We start from the raw sequence: 17,615 nt of genomic DNA on the forward strand, positions 1-17,615 counted from the left end.
GCTCCGGTTCGCGCCTATGGCTGGCAAACATGTGACGCCTTGGGGACGGCCCCCTGGCGCGGAAAGGGAAATTCATGAACAAGGCAATTACCGATGGCATCACCTTCATGCCGCCGGCCTATGCGAACGGGCTGGACGTCTGGTCGAGCGGGAACGGCACGCCGGGGTCCGACACGTATGATGGGGCGGCCAACGCCGCCTTCGTGCCTGCCGATCAGGATTTCGGCGGGGCGCTGGAGATCCAGAAAACCCAAGCCGTTCAGAAACTGCGGTACATGGGCGAGACGCCGATCCTGCCGGGCTGTTACCTGCAGATCACCGCTCGGGTTAAGGCAATTGCCGGGAACCTGCCGAACGTGCGCATCGCGGCCTGGGCCGGCGGTGCGGGCGGCGCCCATGTCAACGGCCTGGTCGAGACCGGCCCGAGCGTGGCGCTGACCAACTATGGCGAGGTGGTCGAGGTCACGGCTATTGTCGGCAGCGGCGACCGCGGCGGTGTCGACATGGTCTGGGGCACAGAGCCCCTGTATGGCCATTTCGGCATCGACCTGACGGGGCCGAATAGCGGCGTGGTGCGGATCGACGACATTAGGATCGAGGATGTAACCAGCATCTTCCTGCGCGATCTGGTCGGACTGGTGGACGTGCGCGATTACGGCGCGAAAGGGGATGGCAGCACCAATGACCTGCCTGCGTTCGAGGCCGCGGATGCCGCGGCGCATGGCCGGACCGTGCTGGTGTCCGCCGGTACGTATTTTCTGGGCGACAGCCTGGCCATGCAAAGCAAGGTCGAGTTCGAGGGCGAGGTCACCATGCCGGTCGACAAGATTTTCGAGCTGGTCAACGATTTCGACTTTTCCAAATACGTGGACGCTTTCGGCGGTGAAACCGAGATGGCGTTCAAGAAGGCCTACCAGGCGCTGCTGAACAACCCCGGCCACGTGGAGCTGGACATGAAAGGCCGCAAGGTGGCGCTGCGCGAACCTGTGGACATGCAGGCCGCCGTGCCGAACCGGACCACCTACAAGACGCGACACGTGATCAAGAACGCGCAATTCTCGGTTTTTCCGGGGGCGAACTGGGACACCGATACTGTCACCTCGCAGGCAACGTACAACGCCAACGACAACAAGCGACTGATCAACGTGGCGAACGTGGCCAATATCCAGGTCGGTTCGCTGGTCACGGGCAACGGGGTGGGCCGAGAGGTCTATGTGCGTTCCAAAAACGTCGGTGCCCAGACCGTCACCCTCAGTCACCCGCTCTTTGATGCGGAAGGCACGCAGAACTACACGTTCAAACGGTTCAAATATATGTGGGATTTCAGCGGCTTCTCGCAGATCTCGAAATTCGCGGTATCGAATGTCGAGTTCCAGTGCGGCGGCGATTGCAGTGCCGTGCTGCTGCCCCCCGCGGGATCGGCCATACATTTCCGGGATTGTTTCTTCACACAGCCGCGCGACCGGGGGATCACCAGCCACGGCGAGGGCGACCAGGGCATGATGATCGACCGCTGCCAGTTTTTGTCGCGGGAAAGTCCTTTGCTGGTGCCCGACCGGACAACGATCGGGATGAACTGCAACGGCAACGACATCAAGATCCGCAATTGCCGGTGCAATTTCTTCAAGCATTTCGCGATTTTGGCGGGATCGTCCAGCATCATCATGGGCAACCACTGTTTCCAGGGCGACAGTGCTGATCCGGGGCCGCGCAGCGCAATTTTCGTTATGGCGCGGACCAACAACCGGGGCACCTTCACCGGCAATTATATCTGCGACGGTTCGATCGAGTGGACCAACGAGTATGACGAGGCGCCCGATTTCTCGAGCGAATTTTCGTTCAGCGCTTTGTCCATCACCAGTAACGTTTTCCTCAGCCAGAGCACTGCGCCCTCTTTCAATTTCCTGTCCGTGAAACCGTATGGGCCGGGGCACTTCATCAACGGGCTGACGGTCACGGGCAACACGGTGCGCCTGATCGACGGGCCGATTGACCGCTTCGAGGGCATCGACACCAGCTTTGCGACCATGAACTTCGAGCGGTTCCGCAACATCCGCTTCGAGGACAACGCCTATTTCAACGTCAATATCCAGGTGGAAAACCCGTTGGTCATGCAACATACCGAGGCCAGCGCGCAGAAGACATGGGTCGTGTCGCCTCATCCCAAGCTGCCCTTCGAGGCTTGGGCGCAGACGGTCGAGTCGATCGTGGCAGAGCGGGCGATCCGCGAAGCCGATGGAACGGCCTATTTCGGGGTGCCTTACTACGACGGAAAGGAAGGACCGAACAAGGACAGCGTCAACCTGCGCTGGGAAAAGGCGGTCAGCGGGACGGTCACGATGCGCATCAGGATCGACGATCTGATCTGATGCACGGGAGGTGTCGCGCAACGCATCAGAACTGTTGCCAGAGGCCGAATTTCAGCTTGAAATCATCGGCCTCTGCCACGCCGGCGACAAGCCCGAGTTCGACGTGGCGGCCCGGTGCGATGCGGCGTATGTAGGATGGAGCCAGCTTGGCGTAAGGATCACTTTGCGTCGGGATGCCAGTCTGTAGTTGCAGGATGATCTTGGCGTCGGGGCGGGGGCTGAGGCCGAAGGTGATATCGGTTTCCAGAATGCCATCGAAACTGCCGATGATCACCGCCCGGCTGTGGATACTCAGCCAGCCGGGTTTATCCCCAAGCTCAAACCCGCGTCCGACGCTGAGACCCGGCCGAAGCGCGAAAGTTTCCCGAGCCATCCCAAGGCCGAATTCTGGGACGATGCGCGTGCTGCGGTCGGTGGCGCCGATGGGCCAGCGCAGGAACGCGATGGCCTTGGACATGTCGTCCTCGTGGCCGCCCGCATCGAGGCCAAGGGTCAAGCCGTGCGTCAGCCCATGCTCGGCATAAAACGAGCCGTAGAAACCGCTGCCATCGGAAATGCCGTTCTCGAAGTCGGTCTCGATTGAATAGCTCAAGAAGGTTTCACCCTCGGTCCGCATCCAGGGACCGGCCAGCGCCGGCGCGACGCTGGCGATCAGCAAAACGGGAATGATAACGCGCTTGAGCAGCATTGCACCTCACGCGTTCAGATTGGTTAAATTTGGTAAACCTTTGGTTAACGAAAGCCGATTATTCCGGGTTGTCCGGCGTGTCGCGGGCGACCGCGATCAATCCAAGCTGGCGCGCGCCGGCAATGGACAGGATATCGGAATCAAATCCCTGCGGCTTTTGAAAGCGGCGGATGGCGGCGCGGGTGCCGCGATCCAACTGGCCGTTGATCGGCCCGCGATAGAGCCCGCGGGCCTTGAGGGCGCGCTGTACCGAGGCGTTGAATTCCGGCGTCAGTTGGGTGCGGCAGGGAACCTGGAACCGGGTTACGCGCCGTTCCTGCACGATCTTCTGCGCGGTTTCGGTCCGGTAGCTGGCAGGACGCGTGACAGTGCCGTCATCGGCCACCTCGGCGGGGCTGACGAGGATCTGCTCGGTCACGGTTTCCACCACGGCGGGCGAGGTGTCTTGTGCCCAGCAGGTGCCGGGGGCCGCGCCGGGTGGGGGGGTGTCCAGCCGCTGCACCGCGTCGTTACCCGCGTCGGACATGTCTCCACAGGCGGCCAGCGCCAGAAGGGCGCAGGGGGCTATCAGGGTTGGTCGGATCATCCGCTCGTGCCTTTTTAGGCGTGTTTTGCAGTATCTTACCCGGTTTGATCCGCTTGGGGAAGTGTGCTGTCGCCCGCGTCCTCCAGCAGGCGATCCAGCAAGTGCGAGATATCTTCGACGTCCTCGGCGATGACGTGCACGACGCCTGATTGCCGCTGGATACGGCCGGTGACGCGCAGCAGCCGCCCGGCAATGACCGCGCGGCGGTATTTCTCGTAAAGTGCGCGCCAGACCACGATGTTGACCACGCCGGTTTCGTCCTCGAGCGTGATGAAGATCACGCCCTTGGCCGTGCCGGGGCGCTGGCGCAGGATGACGAGGCCCGCGACGGTGATGCGCGCCCCGTCCGGCGGGTCGTCCATGCGCGCGGCCACCAGCGCGGAAGGCGGGCGTGGCCAGTCATGGGCCGTGCTCTCGGAGAAAACTCTCATGAGAACATAAGTAGAACATCGCGAATTTTGCGCAACTCTTTTCCGCGTGATGTCGCAAATGGGACTGGCATCGGCTAAATGGCGCGTCTAGGAACCCTTGTAAGATGAAGCGACGGGAGCCCGAATACATGGCGAAGATAACCTACATCGAACATAACGGCACCAAGCACGAGGTCGAGGTCGCCAACGGCCTGACCGTGATGGAAGGCGCGCGCGACAACAACATCCCCGGCATCGAGGCCGATTGCGGCGGCGCCTGCGCCTGTTCGACCTGCCATGTCTATGTGGATCCGGCCTGGGTCGAGAAGCTGCCGGCGAAAGACGACATGGAAGAGGACATGCTGGACTTCGCGTTCGAGCCCGATCCCGAGCGCTCGCGCCTGACGTGTCAGTTGAAGGTCAGCGACGCGCTGGACGGCCTTGTCGTACAAATGCCAGAGAAACAGATCTGATCCGCCCCTTCTTCTGGCCATAAATTTCCCGGGGGTGCAGGGGCTGGTCCCCGCTTGAACCTGCGTGCGGGGGCTGGCCCCCGCATCTATCGGATCGCGCGCAGCGCGGTCCGGAACTCAGTCCAGAGCCCGCCACCCGATATCGCGCCGACAAAACCCGTCGGGCCAGTCGATTCGATCAATCATGTCATAGGCGCGGTCGGCGGCCTCGCGCAGGGTATCGGCCCGAGCCGTGACGTTGAGCACCCGGCCGCCCGTGGCGGTGATCTTTCCGTCCTTTTCGCCGGTGCCGGCATGGAACACCATGTGGAAGCTGTCTTCAGGACAGTCGTCCAACCCGCTGATGATGCTGCCTTTCTGATAGGCGCCGGGATACCCCGAGGCTGCCATCACCACCGTCAGGGCATGATCGTCGGCCCAGCTGGCCTCGACCTGGTGCAGGCGTTCCTCGGCGGCGGCCTGCATCAGGTCCAACGCCTGGGCACCTAGCCGCAGCATCAGGACTTGGCATTCAGGGTCGCCGAAACGCACGTTGTATTCCACCAGGCGCGGCTGGCCGTCCTTAATCATCAGCCCTGCATAGAGCACGCCCTGGTAGGGCATCTCGCGCTCGGCCATGACGCGCAGGGTGGGTCGGATGACCTGATCCAGCGCCTTTTCGGCCACCGCATCGGTCAGGATGGGGGCGGGGGAATAGGCGCCCATGCCGCCGGTATTGGGGCCGGTGTCGCCTTCGCCCACGCGCTTGTGATCCTGAGCGGTGCCCATGGGAAGGGCCGTCTGGCCATCGCACAGCACGAAGAACGACGCTTCTTCGCCGTCCATGAACTCCTCGATCACCACCTCGGCGCCGGCGCTGCCGAAGCTGCCGCCGAACATGTCGTCGATGGCGGCGTGCGCCTCTTCGACGGTCTGGGCGATGATCACGCCCTTTCCCGCGGCCAGGCCATCGGCCTTGACCACGATGGGCGCGCCTTGGCTGGTCACGTAATCCTTGGCGGCCGCGGCGTCGGTGAAGTGGCCATAGGCGGCCGTGGGGGCGTTCGCGGCGTCGCAGATTTCCTTGGTAAAGCTTTTGGAGGCCTCGAGCTGGGCCGCGGCCTGCGAGGGGCCGAAGACGAGAAAGCCCGCGTCGCGCAGCCTGTCGCCGACGCCTGCGGCCAGTGGCGCCTCGGGACCGATGATGATGAAGTCAATGGCGTTGGCCTCGCAGAAATTCACCACCGCCGCGCCGTTCTCGATGTCGAGCGACGCGCATTCGGCGATCTGCGCGATCCCGGCATTGCCCGGCGCCACGATCAGCTTGTCGCATTTGGGGTTCTGCATCACCGCCCAGGCCAGTGCGTGTTCGCGCCCGCCGCCGCCGAGAATGAGAATGTTCATGGCACCGCTCCGTTGGATTTCGCCGTTTGCTTAAGCGTTGCGTGGCCGGGTGGCAAGCGACCGCCTGTCGCGGGAACGGATCGGGGGTCGTGGCGTTGGGAAAGCGTAAGGTAATCGAGTAATGCAGGAGTAATGAAATGACCAAACTGTCGAATCGAAAAGTCGCGATACTGGCCACCGACGGCTACGAACAATCAGAGTTGGAGAAGCCGCGCGATGCGTTGCTGAGCGAAGGTGCCGAGGTCCACATCGTCTCGCTGAAGGCGGGCCAGATCCGCGGCTGGAATGAGAACGACTGGGGCCGGTCCGTCGACGTTGACAAGACCGTCGACGCTGTCAGCCCTAGCGACTACGATGCGCTGGTTCTTCCCGGCGGCCAGATCAACCCGGACATCCTGCGTACCGACAAGGATGCCATTAGGTTCATCAAGACGATCTTTGAGGCCAAGAAACCCATCGCCGCCATCTGTCATGCGCCGTGGCTGTTGGCCGAGGCGGGCATCGCCAAAGGTTTGCACCTGACGTCGTACCATTCGATTCGCACCGACATGGAAAATGCCGGTGCAAGATGGGAAGACAGCCCGGTGGTGGTCGACCAAGGCGTGGTCACCAGCCGCAATCCCGATGATCTGCCGAACTTCTGTGGCAAGGTGATCGAGGAAATTTGCGAAGGCCGTCACGAAAGCCGTGCCGCCTGACCTTTCCAACCGGGGCGGGATGCGTCAAAGATGGGGTCATGTCCGACCTCATTGATGATCCCGCCCCGGGCGAAAATGCCCCCGAATTTTCGGTCTCCGATCTGTCGGGGGTAATCAAGCGCATGATCGAGGGGGAGTTTTCCCACGTGCGCGTCAAGGGTGAGGTGGGCCGTGTAAGCCGGCCTCGCTCTGGTCATCTCTACATGGACCTGAAAGACGATCGCTCGGTGCTGGCCGGGGTGATCTGGAAAGGCGTGGCCGGGCGTCTGGCTGTGCAGCCCGAAGAGGGCATGGAGGTTGTCGCAACTGGCCGGCTGACAACGTTCCCGGGGCAATCGCGGTACCAGATCGTCATCGAGGATCTCAAGCCTGCCGGAATGGGCGCGCTCATGGCGATGCTGGAGGCGCGGCGCAAGGCGCTGGCGGGCGAGGGGCTGTTCGCGCCCGAGCGCAAGAAGCAATTGCCTTACCTGCCGGAGGTGATCGGGGTCGTGACCTCTCCGTCCGGTGCCGTCATCCGCGATATTCTGCATCGTCTGCGCGACAGGTTCCCTCGCAAGGTGTTGATCTGGCCCGTGGCAGTTCAGGGCGAAAAATGTGCGCCGGAAGTGACGAACGCCATCCAGGGTTTCAACGCGCTGACGCCCGGAGGGGCCTTGCCTCGCCCGGATCTCCTGATCGTCGCGCGCGGCGGCGGCAGTATCGAGGACCTGTGGGGGTTCAACGAGGAATCGGTCGTGCGGGCCGCCGCGGCATCGGAGATTCCGCTGATTTCGGCCGTGGGGCATGAGACGGACACGACGCTGATCGATTTTGCCTCGGACAAGCGGGCGCCGACGCCCACGGCGGCGGCGGAACTGGCGGTTCCGGTGCGGCTGGACCTTCTGGCCTGGCTTGATGGTCAGGAGGGGAGGTTGTTGCAAGCCCTGCAGGGACAAGTGACGGCGCGGCGGCAAAGACTGCGCGACCTGAGCCGCGCCTTGCCCCGGGGCGAGGCCTTGCTGGACGGGCCGCGCCAGAGGCTGGACGGGATGGGGGACAAGCTGCCCGGCGCGCTGCGGGCGTCTATCCAGGTGCGGCAGGTCGCGCTTTCGCAGAAGGCAGGTGCGTTGCGGCCCGGGATGCTGCGGGAAAGGGTGCGAAACCGCCGTGAGGGGTTCGTCTCGCTTGCCGCGCGGATGAATACGCGCACATTGCAGCGCGATATCAGCCAGAAACGGGCGGACTTCGAACGCGTCACCAAGCGGCTGTCCGATGTCAGCCGGCAGCAGGTGCGGGACTGGCGCGACCGGCTGGACGCGCAGGAGCGGCTGCGCGAGACGCTGGGCTACAAGGCGACGCTGAGCCGCGGCTATGCCGTGGTTCGAGGCGATGCAGAGGTGGTGACGACGAAAGCCGCGGCGCAGGCGGCGACACTGTTGGAGATCGAGTTCAGCGACGGCACGCTTGCCGTCGGGGGAAGCTCAGGTGCCGAAGCACCGCAAACGGTGGAGCAGACATCGAAGGCGAGGCCGAGTCCGAAGCCGAAGAAACCGCCGCCCGAACAGGGCAGCCTGTTCTGACGCCGGCTCAGACGCCGATTTCGGGGCCGAGGCAGTGCAGCGGCTCGCCGGTCTGTTCCATTTCGTAAAGCTGGGTCTGGGCGGGGTCGTTCTGGAATTGCGCCACAAGGCCGCCGCCCGAGCGCTGGAAACTCCAACATTGCGGCTCGGGCTTGTTCTCGTAGACGAAGCAGATCAGGCCATCGTCCTCGTACCATTCACCTTCCTGGCAGCGGCCGTCGAGGAAAGACCAGCGCACGCGACGGTTCTCGAGATACTCCTCGCCGCCGTAGGGGGCACCCTGCGCACCGTAATAGAAGGTCTTGCCGCGAGTGTAAGAGTCGAACTCTGCCGCGGTCATTTGGTCTTGGGTGACGGCGGCGCAGGGGGTGACAAGCAAGGAAAGGACAAGCAACAGGCGCATGGTTCGATCCTGACAGATGTGCGCCGGGCGCGCCACCGCGTTATTCGCAGGCCATCGGCCGAGATGCGTGCCGCTCGGCACGATCGCGCCACTTTGCACAACGGCGGTCCATCATCCGGCGCCAGAGCGTTGGGAAGAGTGCGACCGTAGCCATGAATGGCAACGGCATCGGCAACATCGGCATGGTTTCGGGATCAAGTTGCAGCGCCGGGTAACCGCGCGCCGGGGTGACATGGTGGTCGGAATGACGCGGCGCGTTGAGCATGAGCGCCGAGGAGAACCAGTGCGGCGTATTCCAGGAGTGCTGCGGTCCCACCGGCTCCAGGCGGCCGTCGGGGAGAGCGGCGCGGCGCAGGCCGTAGTGCTGCACATAGTCCGAGAGCAGAATCTGCATCTGCGCGTAAAGCGACAGGGCCAGCACCGCCAAAAGCGCATCGGATCCGCCGAAAACGAGCGCGCCGATGCTCAGCGCCGCCGCCCCGCCGAGATAGAGCGCATAAGGGTGGGTCCAAAACGGTTTGCGGCCCGCGCGCAAGCGGTTCTCGGCCGCGAGACCGGCGCGAAATGATCCGGCGCTGGCCCGCACTGCGTAGCGATAGAAGCCTTCACCGGGTCTTGCGCTGTTGGGGTCCGCATCGCTGCCCACGTGGACATGGTGCACGCGGAGATGGGCGCTGGCGTGATGGCCGACCAGCAGGGACGTGTAGATCAGGCGGCCGAGAAAGCGTCTTACGCGGCTCGGGCGGTGGATCAGTTCATGTGCGACGGGGTGAGACACATGGCCGAAGAATAGCCCGGTTGCGAATCCGGTGAGAAACCGCTCCAGGCCGCCAAGGCCGGAGGGGCCGGCGATGGCCCATAGCGCCGCGCCGTAAAGGGCGAAATGCGACACGCCAAGTACGGTCAGAAGTTTGTCTGCTGCGGGAAACTCCGCATCAGGGTCGGTATTGGCCGCCTCTGCCGCGATAAGGCGATCCAGCAGGAAGGTGAGCACGGTAAGATAGCCCAAGGCGATCCACGCCCAGGCACCGCCGAGGGCGGCGGCGAGCAGGATAAAGGCGACCGGAAGGCAGGTCGCGATTGTGAAAAGGCGCAGCCCCTGCATGAAGTTCCTTTTTCTAGTGCTTGCACGGCACTTTACCATGGGCAGGATTTCGATTCGCTCAAGCTTCGCGGCTGGATTTATCGTCGAAACATCTTGTTTCCGCGCAAAGGTCGCAAGCGGAAGGGCGCATAGGATGTATTGAGTGCGGGGTGCGCAGCTTAAAGCTTCAATTTGAACCACTCGATGTTTGTGTTCGAGTTTGCTGGCCTCGCGCGCCTATTGTATTCAGTTGTTGCTGTAGACCGCGCAGATACAGCCGGCTTTCTTGAATTTCGCGCAGTCGCGCCAAGCGGCGTCGCGACTGTCGCGCCCGAGACGGGCCATGAAATAGCCGCCCTTCGGGCTTGCACGGCTTTTCTGAAAGACCACATCCGGCTCTTGCTTGCCGATCAGCCCGGCGCAGGCACGGGTCTGCGCCGCGAATTTGGCGAGCGATGCCTTCTTCGTGATCCCGAACGCCATCTGAATGCCCCATGGCTTGAGTTTCGGAAGATAGGATTTCAGGGCGGTCATGCGGCGGTTGCGGGCAAGGTCGAAGCAGGCCTTGTCGAACGGCAGTTCATGCGACAGGCGCAGATCTGGTGTCGGCGTCGGCTCTTCGGTCCAGTTGGAGTAGGGGACGCCGGTGATGATGCGGACGTAGTCGATGGTTTCCCGTGCCAGCCCGCCGGTGCCCGCGATCAGGCCTTCCGCGCGACGCTCGCCGCCGTTGTAACCAATGGCGGCCAGCCCGAGATTGCCATAGCGGCGGGCCATTTCGGCCAGGTACTGGGCGGAATGCTCCAGAGCTTCGGCGGGGTTGTAGGGGTCCTTGAGGCCGCGCAGCTTGGCGGTTGAGGGGATGAACTGGGCGATTCCGCGGGCATTGGCGTGGCTGAGCGCGTTGGGGTCAAAGCGGCTTTCCTGCCAGATGAGACGGGTGAAGAAATGAGCGTCGATCCCGTGACGGGTGGCGAAGGTCTGGAGCGCGTTGCAGGTGTCGTAGACGAAATGCGCCTTGCGGATGCAGACCGGCGGCCCCCATTTGTCGGTGGAGCAGATCGTGTCCGGCGGCGTCGCGAATGCGCGACCGGGGACAAGTATCAACAGGATCAGGGCGAGGCGCAGAAGCATGTTGGCATGGTTGCCTGTCGCCCACGCTTGTCAATGGTGGGTTTTCATCTCGGGCGGGGCGGTTTAACTGGATAGACAAGAAAGCAAGGGTGTCTCAATGGCGTTTTTCCGCAAGCTGAAGGATCGGTTGTTCAAGTCTTCCTCGAAGCTGGAGGAGGGGCTGGACGCGATTGTCGAGGACGGTGGCGAAGCCGAGGAGGTGACCGAGGCAGCGGAGCCCGATCCGGCGCAAGACGCGTCTCCGGAGCCGACGGCAAAGCCCGAACCTACACCGGCACCCGACCCAAGGCCAGAACGGGAACCAGAGACCGAGCCGGAACCGGTAGAGGAGCCGGAGCCGCGCCACACGCCGGAGCCTGAACCCGAGCCGACACCGGAGCCCGAGCCGACACCGGAGCCCGAACCCGAGCCGGAGCCCGAACCCGAGCCGGAGCCGGAACCCGAACCAGAGCCCGAGCCGAAACCCCAGCCGCGTCCGACCCCGCCGCCGGAGCCGCGACCGGAGCCGTCGCCGCAGGAAATTCCCGCGCCGCCGTCCGAGCAACCGCCCGCCGCGCCGCAGGAGGTGCCGCAGACGCCGCCCCTGGAAGACCCGGTGCGATCCCCTGATCCGCAACCCATGCCGACGCCGATCGAGATCCCGCCCGATACACCGAAGAGCGAGGCCGCCCCGCAAGCGCGGTCGGGCCTTCTGGGCCGTCTGTTGGGGCGTGGCGAGGCGAAAACGGTCGTGCGCCGCGTGCTCGATGACGACATGTTGGAACAGCTGGAGGAGCTGCTGATCACCGCCGACATGGGCGTGGATACCGCCCTGCGCGTCACCGCCAACATGGCCGAGGGGCGCATGGGGCGCAAGCTGTCGAGCCAGGAGATCAAGGAGCTGCTGGCGCGAGAGATCACCCGGATCATGGAGCCTGTGGCCAAGCCCATGCCGCTCTACCCCAAACGCCCGCAGGTCGTGCTGGTGGTTGGTGTCAACGGGTCGGGCAAGACCACGACGATCGGCAAGCTGGCGAGCCAGTTCAAGGCGGCGGGCAAGTCGGTGGTGATCGCGGCGGGCGACACGTTCCGCGCCGCCGCGGTGGAGCAGTTGCAGGTCTGGGGCGATCGCGCGGGCGTGCCGGTTCTGACGGCGCCCGAGGGCAGCGACCCGGCAAGCCTTGCCTTCGATGCCATGGACCGCGCCGAGAAAGACGGCGCGGACCTTTTGATGATCGACACGGCGGGGCGATTGCAGAACCGCGCCGACCTGATGGAAGAGCTGGCCAAGATCGTGCGCGTCATTCGCAAGAAGGACCCGGATGCGCCGCACAACACCCTGCTGGTGCTGGACGCCACGACGGGGCAGAACGCACTGAGCCAGGTCAAGACGTTCCAGCAGTTGGCCGATGTCTCGGGTCTGGTGATGACCAAGCTGGACGGTACCGCGAAGGGCGGCGTGCTGGTGGCGTTGGCGGACAAGTTCGGGCTGCCCATTCACGCCATCGGCGTCGGCGAGCAGATAGACGATCTTGCACCGTTCGATCCTGAGGATTTCGCCGCGGCGCTGACCGGTCTGGAGCAGGGCGCGCCGGCATGATCGAAGAGATCCTTGCGCGGTTCAGCACGCTCGAGCTGGCCTTCGACACGACACTTTTCATTGCGGTGGCGAGCGCGGTCTGGACCGTGGTCAATCGCTTGGTCCAGGCGGCCTATTTTCAGTTGTCGCTTCGCACGCGGGAATTCGAGTTCATTCTGGAGCCGCACAGCGGCGTGCCGCAGAATATCACCAGCCTGAACCTTTTGCTGATCCGCTATGGGAACGACACCTATCTGAGTTCGCTTGCGAGCGATCAGGAAAGGCATCACGGACGTCTGCGTAACAAAGTGATTCAACTTGCCGAGGCGCTGCCGTCAAAGTCGGCACCGATCAGCGTAAAGCTGCGGTTGCACAAACGGCTGGGAACGCAGTTCAAGCTGTTTGTCGAAGTCACCGGCGACCCCAAGCCTGTCATAGACTATCTGAACGGGCATGAGACGATCACCGGCGTGACATCGAAAGAGCGGCCCAAGCTGGCGCCGCAGGACCCGCAGCGGCATCGCATCTTCTTCCTGCTGGATCGACTGGACAAGGAAAAGACTGTCGACGGGCACGTGAACAATTTCATCTATCCCGTCTGAGGCAGCCGTATGCCGCGCGGCTTCAATGCGTGCCAATCAGTTTTTCGATCTGGCGCAGTACGAATAGCACGATAACGACAATTGCGGCGGCCATTGCCGCGAGCGGGATCTGCCCGGCACCGCAGCCGAGGCCCACGGCGCCCGCCAGCCAGAGCGAAGCACCCGTGGTGACGTTGCGCACCTTGTCGCCTGCGGTGAAGATCAGCCCGGCGGCGAGGAAGGCGACCCCGGCGGTGACCGCCTCGATCATGCGTATGGGATCATTGCGCTGTTCGCTGTTGCCGCCGCCGAAATCGAGAGCGGCAAGTTCGCGGCCGATGATGACGAAAAGGCATGCGGCCACGGCCACGAGGATATGCGTGCGCAGTCCGGCCGGCTTGTCTCGCATTTCACGTTCGAAGCCGATGAACGCGCCTAGAACCACGGCAACACTGAGACGCGCGAATGCGACCGAGGCAGGCACTACTGAAAAGGTGCCCTGCACCTCGTTCACGATCTGATCCATGAAAGCGGCGAGCATGGGTTGCATGAGGGATCAACGGCGTGATGCTGCGTGGGTTCCGTTGCGTTGCGGATTGTTTGTCGAGTTTGCCTGTCGGTCGCTGGGCCCGAGGGGGTTGGGTTTGCGGTCTTCGTGACTAGGTACTCCGGATCCCGGTGCCGCTGACGACGGCATCCGCCCCCTAGAAAGGAGCTTTCCCATGCCCAACGCCCTGCAATCCGCTACCGCATTTCCCGTGACCGAGATCGAGTGCCTCGACGGCGGGTCGATCCGCCTTGGCAAGCCCGAAGAAAAGCCGTGGCAGTTGATCTTCGTGTATCGCGGCATCCACTGCCCGATCTGCCGCCAGTACCTGCAGGACCTTGAGCCGAAGCTCGAAGAATTCTCGGATATGGGGATCGAAGTGGTGGCCGTGTCCGCCGATACAGAGGCCAAGGCGCGGAAATTGCGGGCGGACCTTTCCCTTTCGGTACCGCTGGGGTACGGGATGGACGTGGCGCAGATGCAGGCGCTGGGGCTTTATGTCTCGGACCCGCGCTCGCCCGAGGAAACCGACCGGCCCTTCGCGGAACCCGGCCTGTTCCTGGTCAACCCGGAGGGCAACTTGCACATGGTGGATATCTCTAACGCGCCGTTCCTGCGCCCGGAGCTGGAGAAGCTGCCGTCGCGGATCAAGTACGTGCTTGAGAACGATTATCCGATACGCGGCACGCATGAAAGCTGACGAGTGGACCGGGCCGTGCCGGGGGTGTGACACCGGCGCATGAGCGAATGGATCGTTTCCTTGGAGGGGACCGAGGCCGGTCACCAGCTTGCCCTGGGGCTGGCCTTGCTGGCCGCTGTTCTGCACGCGTTGTTCGGAGCGTTGCAGAAAGGGCGGCACGATCCGTGGCTGACGCGGGGCGCGATCGACGGGGCTTATGCGCTGATGGCGGCGCCCTTTGCGCTGTTCGTCGTGCCGTGGCCCGAGCCGCATATGTGGGTGATCTTCGCGACCGCGTGGCTGATCCACACGCTTTACAAGATCTTGCAGGCGATGGCCTATATGCGCGGCGCCTACACCGTGGTTTACCCGGTGGTGCGCGGCACGGGGCCGCTTTTCACCGTGATCGGGGCCTATCTGCTGTTCGGCGAGACGTTCAACCTCGTGCAATGGACGGGCGTAGGCGTTCTGCTGGCCGGCATTTACGGGTTGGCTATCTATAATCTGCGCACGATCAAGCTGGATCGTGAGACCATGCCCGCGGCCTTGGGGCTGGCTGTTCTTACGGGACTGTTCGTAGCGCTTTACACCACGTATGACGCCTATGGCATTCGCGCCACCGCCGACCCGTTCACGTTTCTTGCGTGGTTCTTCATGATCGACGGGCTGATCTTTCCGGTGATCGCCTACCGCCGGTGGCGCGGGATGGAGGATGCGCCCGAACCCGGTCCGCTGCTGGTGCGCGGGGTCGCGGGCGGGTTAATCGCATTTTTCTCGTTCGGCTCGATCATGATGGCCACACGGCTGGACAAGGTGGGCGAGGCGGCGGTGCTGCGCGAAACCTCAACGGTGTTTGCCGCCCTCATAGGTTGGTTGATCCTGAAAGAAACGGTGGGGCCTCGGCGGATCGCGCTGATGGCATTGATTGCAGCCGGCGCGGTCATAGTTGAGAGTGGCGGCTGAAGCGAAGGGGCGAGTCGATGGATGACAAGAACACGAATGGCAAACTGAAGGCGGTGTTGGAATTTGGCCCGGTGCTTGGATTCTTCGTGGCATATCTGCTGCTGAAGGACCGTTTGTTCACCATCGGCGGCACGGAATACGAAGGGTTCATCGTCATCACGGCGGTCTTCATCCCCGTGCTGCTGATCTGTACCGCGCTGATGTGGAGGTTGACGGGGCACCTGTCGAAGATGCAAATCCTGACGGCGGTGCTGGTCGTCGTGTTCGGCGGGCTGACCGTGTGGCTGAACGATCCGAAGTTCTTCCAGATGAAACCGACGATCATCTACCTGTTTTTCGGCACGGTTCTGGGCATCGGGCTTCTGCGCGGGCGGTCCTATCTACAATACGTGATGGACGGGCTGATGCCGCTGACGGGCACGGGCTGGATGATCCTGACCAAGCGGATCACGATCTTCTTTTTCGCGATGGCGGCACTGAACGAACTGGTCTGGCGCACGCAGAGCGAGGAAACCTGGGTTTATTTCAAGACCTTCGGCCTGATGGCGGCGATGTTCGTGTTTTTCATGATGCAGGGCAAGCTGATCGCCGAGCATGGAACGGACGACAGCGGTAAGCCCTGACCGATTCTGTTGCCTATGGGACTGTGCCGCGTGCGATCCGCGGCACGGGTCAAACTTTCGCCCCAATGGTGCGTCACGCAAGGACCATGACATATGCCGTGATTTCCCGCGTCCGGGACGCTTTCGCCTCTATTCCGCCGATGCGGGCAGAAACGCTTCTTCCACTCGTGATCATGCTGATACTCTGGATCGGGCTCAACGCGACGGGGATGCCGGAGGACCGGGTTTTCGTTCTGGTTCTCGTGTTGGCGCAAGCCCATGCGGTCTGGCGCAGCCTGCCAAACGCCGCCTGTCACCTGAACGATGGGAACCGCGCCAAGATGGTCTGGCCTGTGCTGATTGTCACCGCGTTGTCGGCGCTACAACTGGGTATCAACGATCCGCTGTTCAGCCAGCGCCTGTTGTCCGGTGCTTGCGTTTTCGTGCTTCTGGTGATGCTGATGGGCGTCCGGCGCGAGCGGGAGGTCATGGCGCGGATGATGCACAGCGTGACCGAGGGGCGGCCTGTTTCGCTCTTGCGGGTCAATGCCTGTTTCGCACTGGTTTTCCTGTGTGTGAACGAAGCCTTGATCGCGACCGGGTCACTGGTGGTGTGGATGTCGGCGATGATGATCGCGGCGTTTCTCGTCCACGCGGCTTACTGGTTCATCGTGCTGCTTGTGATTCCGCCCGAAGACAGCCTCGCCTGAGGCTGGCGGGACAAAAACGGGATAATTGCCATCCCCGGTCTGGGCCAGGGCAGGACGCGCGACCAGCGCGGATCTTGAATATCGGGAAGCAACGTGCGCAAGCGGGCCAAGCTATGATGTTCGGGCTGGCGCAGCAGGGCGCGGTAGAAGTCGAACAGCCCGTCGCGCAGATAGGTTGACCAGTGACAGTAAAAGCGCGCCCGTCCCGGCGCGACATGGAACCCGGCCTGCTCCAGCGACGGCAGCGTGTTGGGATGATCGAGTTGTACGGTGAGCGTGTTGGGCCGCTGCGGCAGGGACTGCGCCAGGCTGCGGTCGCCGTGTTCGGGGGCCGAGATCAGCCGTTCCAGCAGGAAATCGAACAGGTCGTTCTCGCGAGTCGTGACATTGATGATCTCGGCGGCACAGCCTGCGGCGCTTTCGATTGCGGCCCGTGCGGCGGCGCCGTATTCGGCACCGTTCAGCAAAAGAACGCGGGCGACCGCGCGGGCTGGGACGTGGGGCAGGGCACCAAGGACCACGCGCGCGCCCAGAGAATGCGCGACAAGGTGAACCTGACGGTCGGGAGCGACCTGTCGTATCATCGACACAAGGTCGGCAAGGCAAAGGCCAGCCTCTTCGGCCTGCTTGTAGGCGTTCCAGATGGTGCCGCGCCCGGACCAGCCGAATCCGATCGCGAGTCCTTCGTCACGCTCGCCTGCGCCGTATCCCAGACCGCGCGGCCAACTTTTGGCTTTCCATGTGCGGTGTTTCGGATCGAGCGACAGGATATGGTTGTGCGGACAGGCGTTGGGATGGCCTGGTTCAAATTTGAACCCGTGTGTCATGATGATGACCGGGCCGGGACGGACGAGCGCGCGGCGCAGGGTGGGCAGAAGCGGCTGCGAGGCACCATGAAGGCAAGGACCAAATGGCGTGGCGTCGATCTGCAAGAGCGGCATCTTCGACCCTTTTAACTACATCTTGTAGGCTGGCAGTACTCCAGCCATATGACGCTTGCTTGAAGTTTGAGTTACAGCACCGTGACGGTACCCAGAGGGCACACCGCAGCGTTAGAGCTAGCTGTTGACGCGAGTCGCCGGTGGGCATACATCATTGTTTGTGGCGATTTGTTACCGGATTGCGGGCCACGTTAAACATCTCCGCTAAAGAGGTCAGGATGAAAGTCCCCTTTCGCTTGACCGG

The 17,615-nt window shown here is 63.0% G+C and carries 19 protein-coding genes and 1 riboswitch; of the genes, 10 read left to right on the forward strand and 9 right to left on the reverse strand.

The window, feature by feature from the left end:
• Positions 1–74 precede the first annotated feature (74 nt).
• A complete protein-coding gene (locus PVV74_RS11980) occupies positions 75–2,369 on the forward strand; it encodes a glycosyl hydrolase family 28-related protein (protein WP_274593371.1) in 2,295 nt (764 codons plus the stop codon).
• A gap of 25 nt (positions 2,370–2,394) precedes the next feature.
• Here the strand turns inward: PVV74_RS11980 and PVV74_RS11985 are convergent, their stop codons facing one another.
• From PVV74_RS11985 to PVV74_RS11995, 3 genes are read right to left on the reverse strand one after another with little or no spacing between them, the layout of a single operon-like run.
• Entirely contained in the window at positions 2,395–3,057 is a 663-nt protein-coding gene (locus tag PVV74_RS11985) for a hypothetical protein (protein WP_274593372.1), read from the reverse strand.
• A 58-nt stretch (positions 3,058–3,115) separates the two neighbouring features.
• Positions 3,116–3,643 (reverse strand): peptidoglycan-binding domain-containing protein, encoded by a 528-nt coding sequence (locus tag PVV74_RS11990; protein ID WP_274593373.1) that lies wholly within the window; start codon positions 3,641–3,643, stop codon positions 3,116–3,118.
• A 35-nt stretch (positions 3,644–3,678) separates the two neighbouring features.
• Positions 3,679–4,074 carry an OB-fold nucleic acid binding domain-containing protein gene (locus tag PVV74_RS11995; protein ID WP_103763986.1) on the reverse strand — a complete coding sequence of 132 codons (396 nt, stop codon included), beginning with the start codon at positions 4,072–4,074 and terminating at the stop codon, positions 3,679–3,681.
• A gap of 128 nt (positions 4,075–4,202) precedes the next feature.
• On the opposite strand from PVV74_RS11995, the gene PVV74_RS12000 reads away from it, so the two are divergent.
• Positions 4,203–4,526, forward strand: coding sequence for a 2Fe-2S iron-sulfur cluster-binding protein (locus tag PVV74_RS12000; protein WP_057793755.1), 324 nt, complete (start codon positions 4,203–4,205; stop codon positions 4,524–4,526).
• A 117-nt stretch (positions 4,527–4,643) separates the two neighbouring features.
• Here the strand turns inward: PVV74_RS12000 and purD are convergent, their stop codons facing one another.
• Positions 4,644–5,909 carry a phosphoribosylamine--glycine ligase gene (gene purD / locus PVV74_RS12005; RefSeq protein WP_274593374.1) on the reverse strand — a complete coding sequence of 422 codons (1,266 nt, stop codon included), beginning with the start codon at positions 5,907–5,909 and terminating at the stop codon, positions 4,644–4,646.
• A 137-nt stretch (positions 5,910–6,046) separates the two neighbouring features.
• Here purD and PVV74_RS12010 point away from each other — a divergent pair, with 137 nt between their 5' ends.
• Together PVV74_RS12010 and xseA are read left to right on the forward strand one after the other, a co-directional pair.
• Positions 6,047–6,607 carry a type 1 glutamine amidotransferase domain-containing protein gene (locus tag PVV74_RS12010; protein WP_103763984.1) on the forward strand — a complete coding sequence of 187 codons (561 nt, stop codon included), beginning with the start codon at positions 6,047–6,049 and terminating at the stop codon, positions 6,605–6,607.
• 38 nt (positions 6,608–6,645) lie between these two features.
• Positions 6,646–8,169, forward strand: coding sequence for an exodeoxyribonuclease VII large subunit (gene xseA / locus PVV74_RS12015; protein WP_274593375.1), 1,524 nt, complete (start codon positions 6,646–6,648; stop codon positions 8,167–8,169).
• A gap of 7 nt (positions 8,170–8,176) precedes the next feature.
• On the opposite strand, the gene PVV74_RS12020 is transcribed toward xseA, so the two are convergent.
• The 3 genes from PVV74_RS12020 to PVV74_RS12030 form a co-directional block, all read right to left on the reverse strand.
• Positions 8,177–8,572, reverse strand: coding sequence for a hypothetical protein (locus PVV74_RS12020; protein WP_274593376.1), 396 nt, complete (start codon positions 8,570–8,572; stop codon positions 8,177–8,179).
• Between the two features lie 40 nt (positions 8,573–8,612).
• Positions 8,613–9,677 (reverse strand): alkane 1-monooxygenase, encoded by a 1,065-nt coding sequence (locus tag PVV74_RS12025; protein ID WP_338020422.1) that lies wholly within the window; start codon positions 9,675–9,677, stop codon positions 8,613–8,615.
• Positions 9,678–9,902: 225 nt separating this feature from the next.
• Positions 9,903–10,790 carry a lytic transglycosylase domain-containing protein gene (locus PVV74_RS12030; protein ID WP_274593377.1) on the reverse strand — a complete coding sequence of 296 codons (888 nt, stop codon included), beginning with the start codon at positions 10,788–10,790 and terminating at the stop codon, positions 9,903–9,905.
• A gap of 97 nt (positions 10,791–10,887) precedes the next feature.
• Between PVV74_RS12030 and ftsY the strand changes: the two genes are divergently transcribed.
• Positions 10,888–12,369, forward strand: coding sequence for a signal recognition particle-docking protein FtsY (gene ftsY, locus PVV74_RS12035; protein ID WP_274593378.1), 1,482 nt, complete (start codon positions 10,888–10,890; stop codon positions 12,367–12,369).
• On the forward strand, positions 12,366–12,950 hold the full coding sequence (locus PVV74_RS12040) for a hypothetical protein (RefSeq protein WP_103763979.1): 585 nt from the start codon (positions 12,366–12,368) through the stop codon (positions 12,948–12,950). Before ftsY ends, PVV74_RS12040 begins: the two co-directional genes overlap by 4 nt.
• 22 nt (positions 12,951–12,972) lie before the next feature.
• Here PVV74_RS12040 and PVV74_RS12045 read toward each other — a convergent pair whose 3' ends face one another.
• Positions 12,973–13,479: an MgtC/SapB family protein gene (locus tag PVV74_RS12045; protein WP_245890508.1), complete on the reverse strand. Its 507-nt coding sequence runs from the start codon at positions 13,477–13,479 to the stop codon at positions 12,973–12,975.
• A 172-nt stretch (positions 13,480–13,651) separates the two neighbouring features.
• On the opposite strand from PVV74_RS12045, the gene PVV74_RS12050 reads away from it, so the two are divergent.
• The 4 genes from PVV74_RS12050 (at position 13,652) to PVV74_RS12065 (ending at position 16,430) form a co-directional block, all read left to right on the forward strand.
• Positions 13,652–14,176, forward strand: coding sequence for a peroxiredoxin-like family protein (locus PVV74_RS12050; RefSeq protein WP_103763978.1), 525 nt, complete (start codon positions 13,652–13,654; stop codon positions 14,174–14,176).
• 39 nt (positions 14,177–14,215) lie between these two features.
• A complete protein-coding gene (locus PVV74_RS12055) occupies positions 14,216–15,118 on the forward strand; it encodes a DMT family transporter (protein ID WP_274593379.1) in 903 nt (300 codons plus the stop codon).
• A 17-nt stretch (positions 15,119–15,135) separates the two neighbouring features.
• Positions 15,136–15,741: an inner membrane-spanning protein YciB gene (locus PVV74_RS12060; RefSeq protein WP_103763976.1), complete on the forward strand. Its 606-nt coding sequence runs from the start codon at positions 15,136–15,138 to the stop codon at positions 15,739–15,741.
• A gap of 86 nt (positions 15,742–15,827) precedes the next feature.
• Positions 15,828–16,430 carry a hypothetical protein gene (locus PVV74_RS12065; protein WP_103763975.1) on the forward strand — a complete coding sequence of 201 codons (603 nt, stop codon included), beginning with the start codon at positions 15,828–15,830 and terminating at the stop codon, positions 16,428–16,430.
• Here PVV74_RS12065 and PVV74_RS12070 read toward each other — a convergent pair.
• Positions 16,379–17,371: an alpha/beta hydrolase gene (locus PVV74_RS12070; protein WP_274593380.1), complete on the reverse strand. Its 993-nt coding sequence runs from the start codon at positions 17,369–17,371 to the stop codon at positions 16,379–16,381. The two genes, PVV74_RS12065 and PVV74_RS12070, sit on opposite strands and share 52 nt — an antisense overlap.
• Positions 17,372–17,521: 150 nt before the next feature.
• Positions 17,522–17,600, forward strand: a riboswitch (SAM riboswitch).
• Positions 17,601–17,615: the final 15 nt, after the last annotated feature.

The sequence above is a fragment of the Roseovarius sp. SK2 genome (assembly GCF_028807495.1).
Lineage (GTDB): Bacteria > Pseudomonadota > Alphaproteobacteria > Rhodobacterales > Rhodobacteraceae > Roseovarius > Roseovarius confluentis.

What these genes read in the sequence shown, in the direction of transcription:
- PVV74_RS12040 (WP_103763979.1), top strand. Translation starts at nt 12,366, where the DNA reads ATGATCGAAGAGATCCTTGCGCGGTTCAGCACGCTCGAGCTGGCCTTC.
- PVV74_RS12060 (WP_103763976.1), top strand. Translation starts at nt 15,136, where the DNA reads ATGGATGACAAGAACACGAATGGCAAACTGAAGGCGGTGTTGGAATTT.
- PVV74_RS12030 (WP_274593377.1), bottom strand. Translation starts at nt 10,790, where the DNA reads ATGCTTCTGCGCCTCGCCCTGATCCTGTTGATACTTGTCCCCGGTCGC.
- PVV74_RS12045 (WP_245890508.1), bottom strand. Translation starts at nt 13,479, where the DNA reads ATGCAACCCATGCTCGCCGCTTTCATGGATCAGATCGTGAACGAGGTG.
- PVV74_RS12055 (WP_274593379.1), top strand. Translation starts at nt 14,216, where the DNA reads ATGAGCGAATGGATCGTTTCCTTGGAGGGGACCGAGGCCGGTCACCAG.
- PVV74_RS12010 (WP_103763984.1), top strand. Translation starts at nt 6,047, where the DNA reads ATGACCAAACTGTCGAATCGAAAAGTCGCGATACTGGCCACCGACGGC.
- xseA (WP_274593375.1), top strand. Translation starts at nt 6,646, where the DNA reads ATGTCCGACCTCATTGATGATCCCGCCCCGGGCGAAAATGCCCCCGAA.
- PVV74_RS11990 (WP_274593373.1), bottom strand. Translation starts at nt 3,643, where the DNA reads ATGATCCGACCAACCCTGATAGCCCCCTGCGCCCTTCTGGCGCTGGCC.
- PVV74_RS12025 (WP_338020422.1), bottom strand. Translation starts at nt 9,677, where the DNA reads ATGCAGGGGCTGCGCCTTTTCACAATCGCGACCTGCCTTCCGGTCGCC.
- PVV74_RS12065 (WP_103763975.1), top strand. Translation starts at nt 15,828, where the DNA reads ATGACATATGCCGTGATTTCCCGCGTCCGGGACGCTTTCGCCTCTATT.
- PVV74_RS11995 (WP_103763986.1), bottom strand. Translation starts at nt 4,074, where the DNA reads ATGAGAGTTTTCTCCGAGAGCACGGCCCATGACTGGCCACGCCCGCCT.
- purD (WP_274593374.1), bottom strand. Translation starts at nt 5,909, where the DNA reads ATGAACATTCTCATTCTCGGCGGCGGCGGGCGCGAACACGCACTGGCC.
- PVV74_RS11985 (WP_274593372.1), bottom strand. Translation starts at nt 3,057, where the DNA reads ATGCTGCTCAAGCGCGTTATCATTCCCGTTTTGCTGATCGCCAGCGTC.
- PVV74_RS12050 (WP_103763978.1), top strand. Translation starts at nt 13,652, where the DNA reads ATGCCCAACGCCCTGCAATCCGCTACCGCATTTCCCGTGACCGAGATC.
- PVV74_RS12070 (WP_274593380.1), bottom strand. Translation starts at nt 17,371, where the DNA reads ATGCCGCTCTTGCAGATCGACGCCACGCCATTTGGTCCTTGCCTTCAT.
- ftsY (WP_274593378.1), top strand. Translation starts at nt 10,888, where the DNA reads ATGGCGTTTTTCCGCAAGCTGAAGGATCGGTTGTTCAAGTCTTCCTCG.
- PVV74_RS12020 (WP_274593376.1), bottom strand. Translation starts at nt 8,572, where the DNA reads ATGCGCCTGTTGCTTGTCCTTTCCTTGCTTGTCACCCCCTGCGCCGCC.
- PVV74_RS12000 (WP_057793755.1), top strand. Translation starts at nt 4,203, where the DNA reads ATGGCGAAGATAACCTACATCGAACATAACGGCACCAAGCACGAGGTC.
- PVV74_RS11980 (WP_274593371.1), top strand. Translation starts at nt 75, where the DNA reads ATGAACAAGGCAATTACCGATGGCATCACCTTCATGCCGCCGGCCTAT.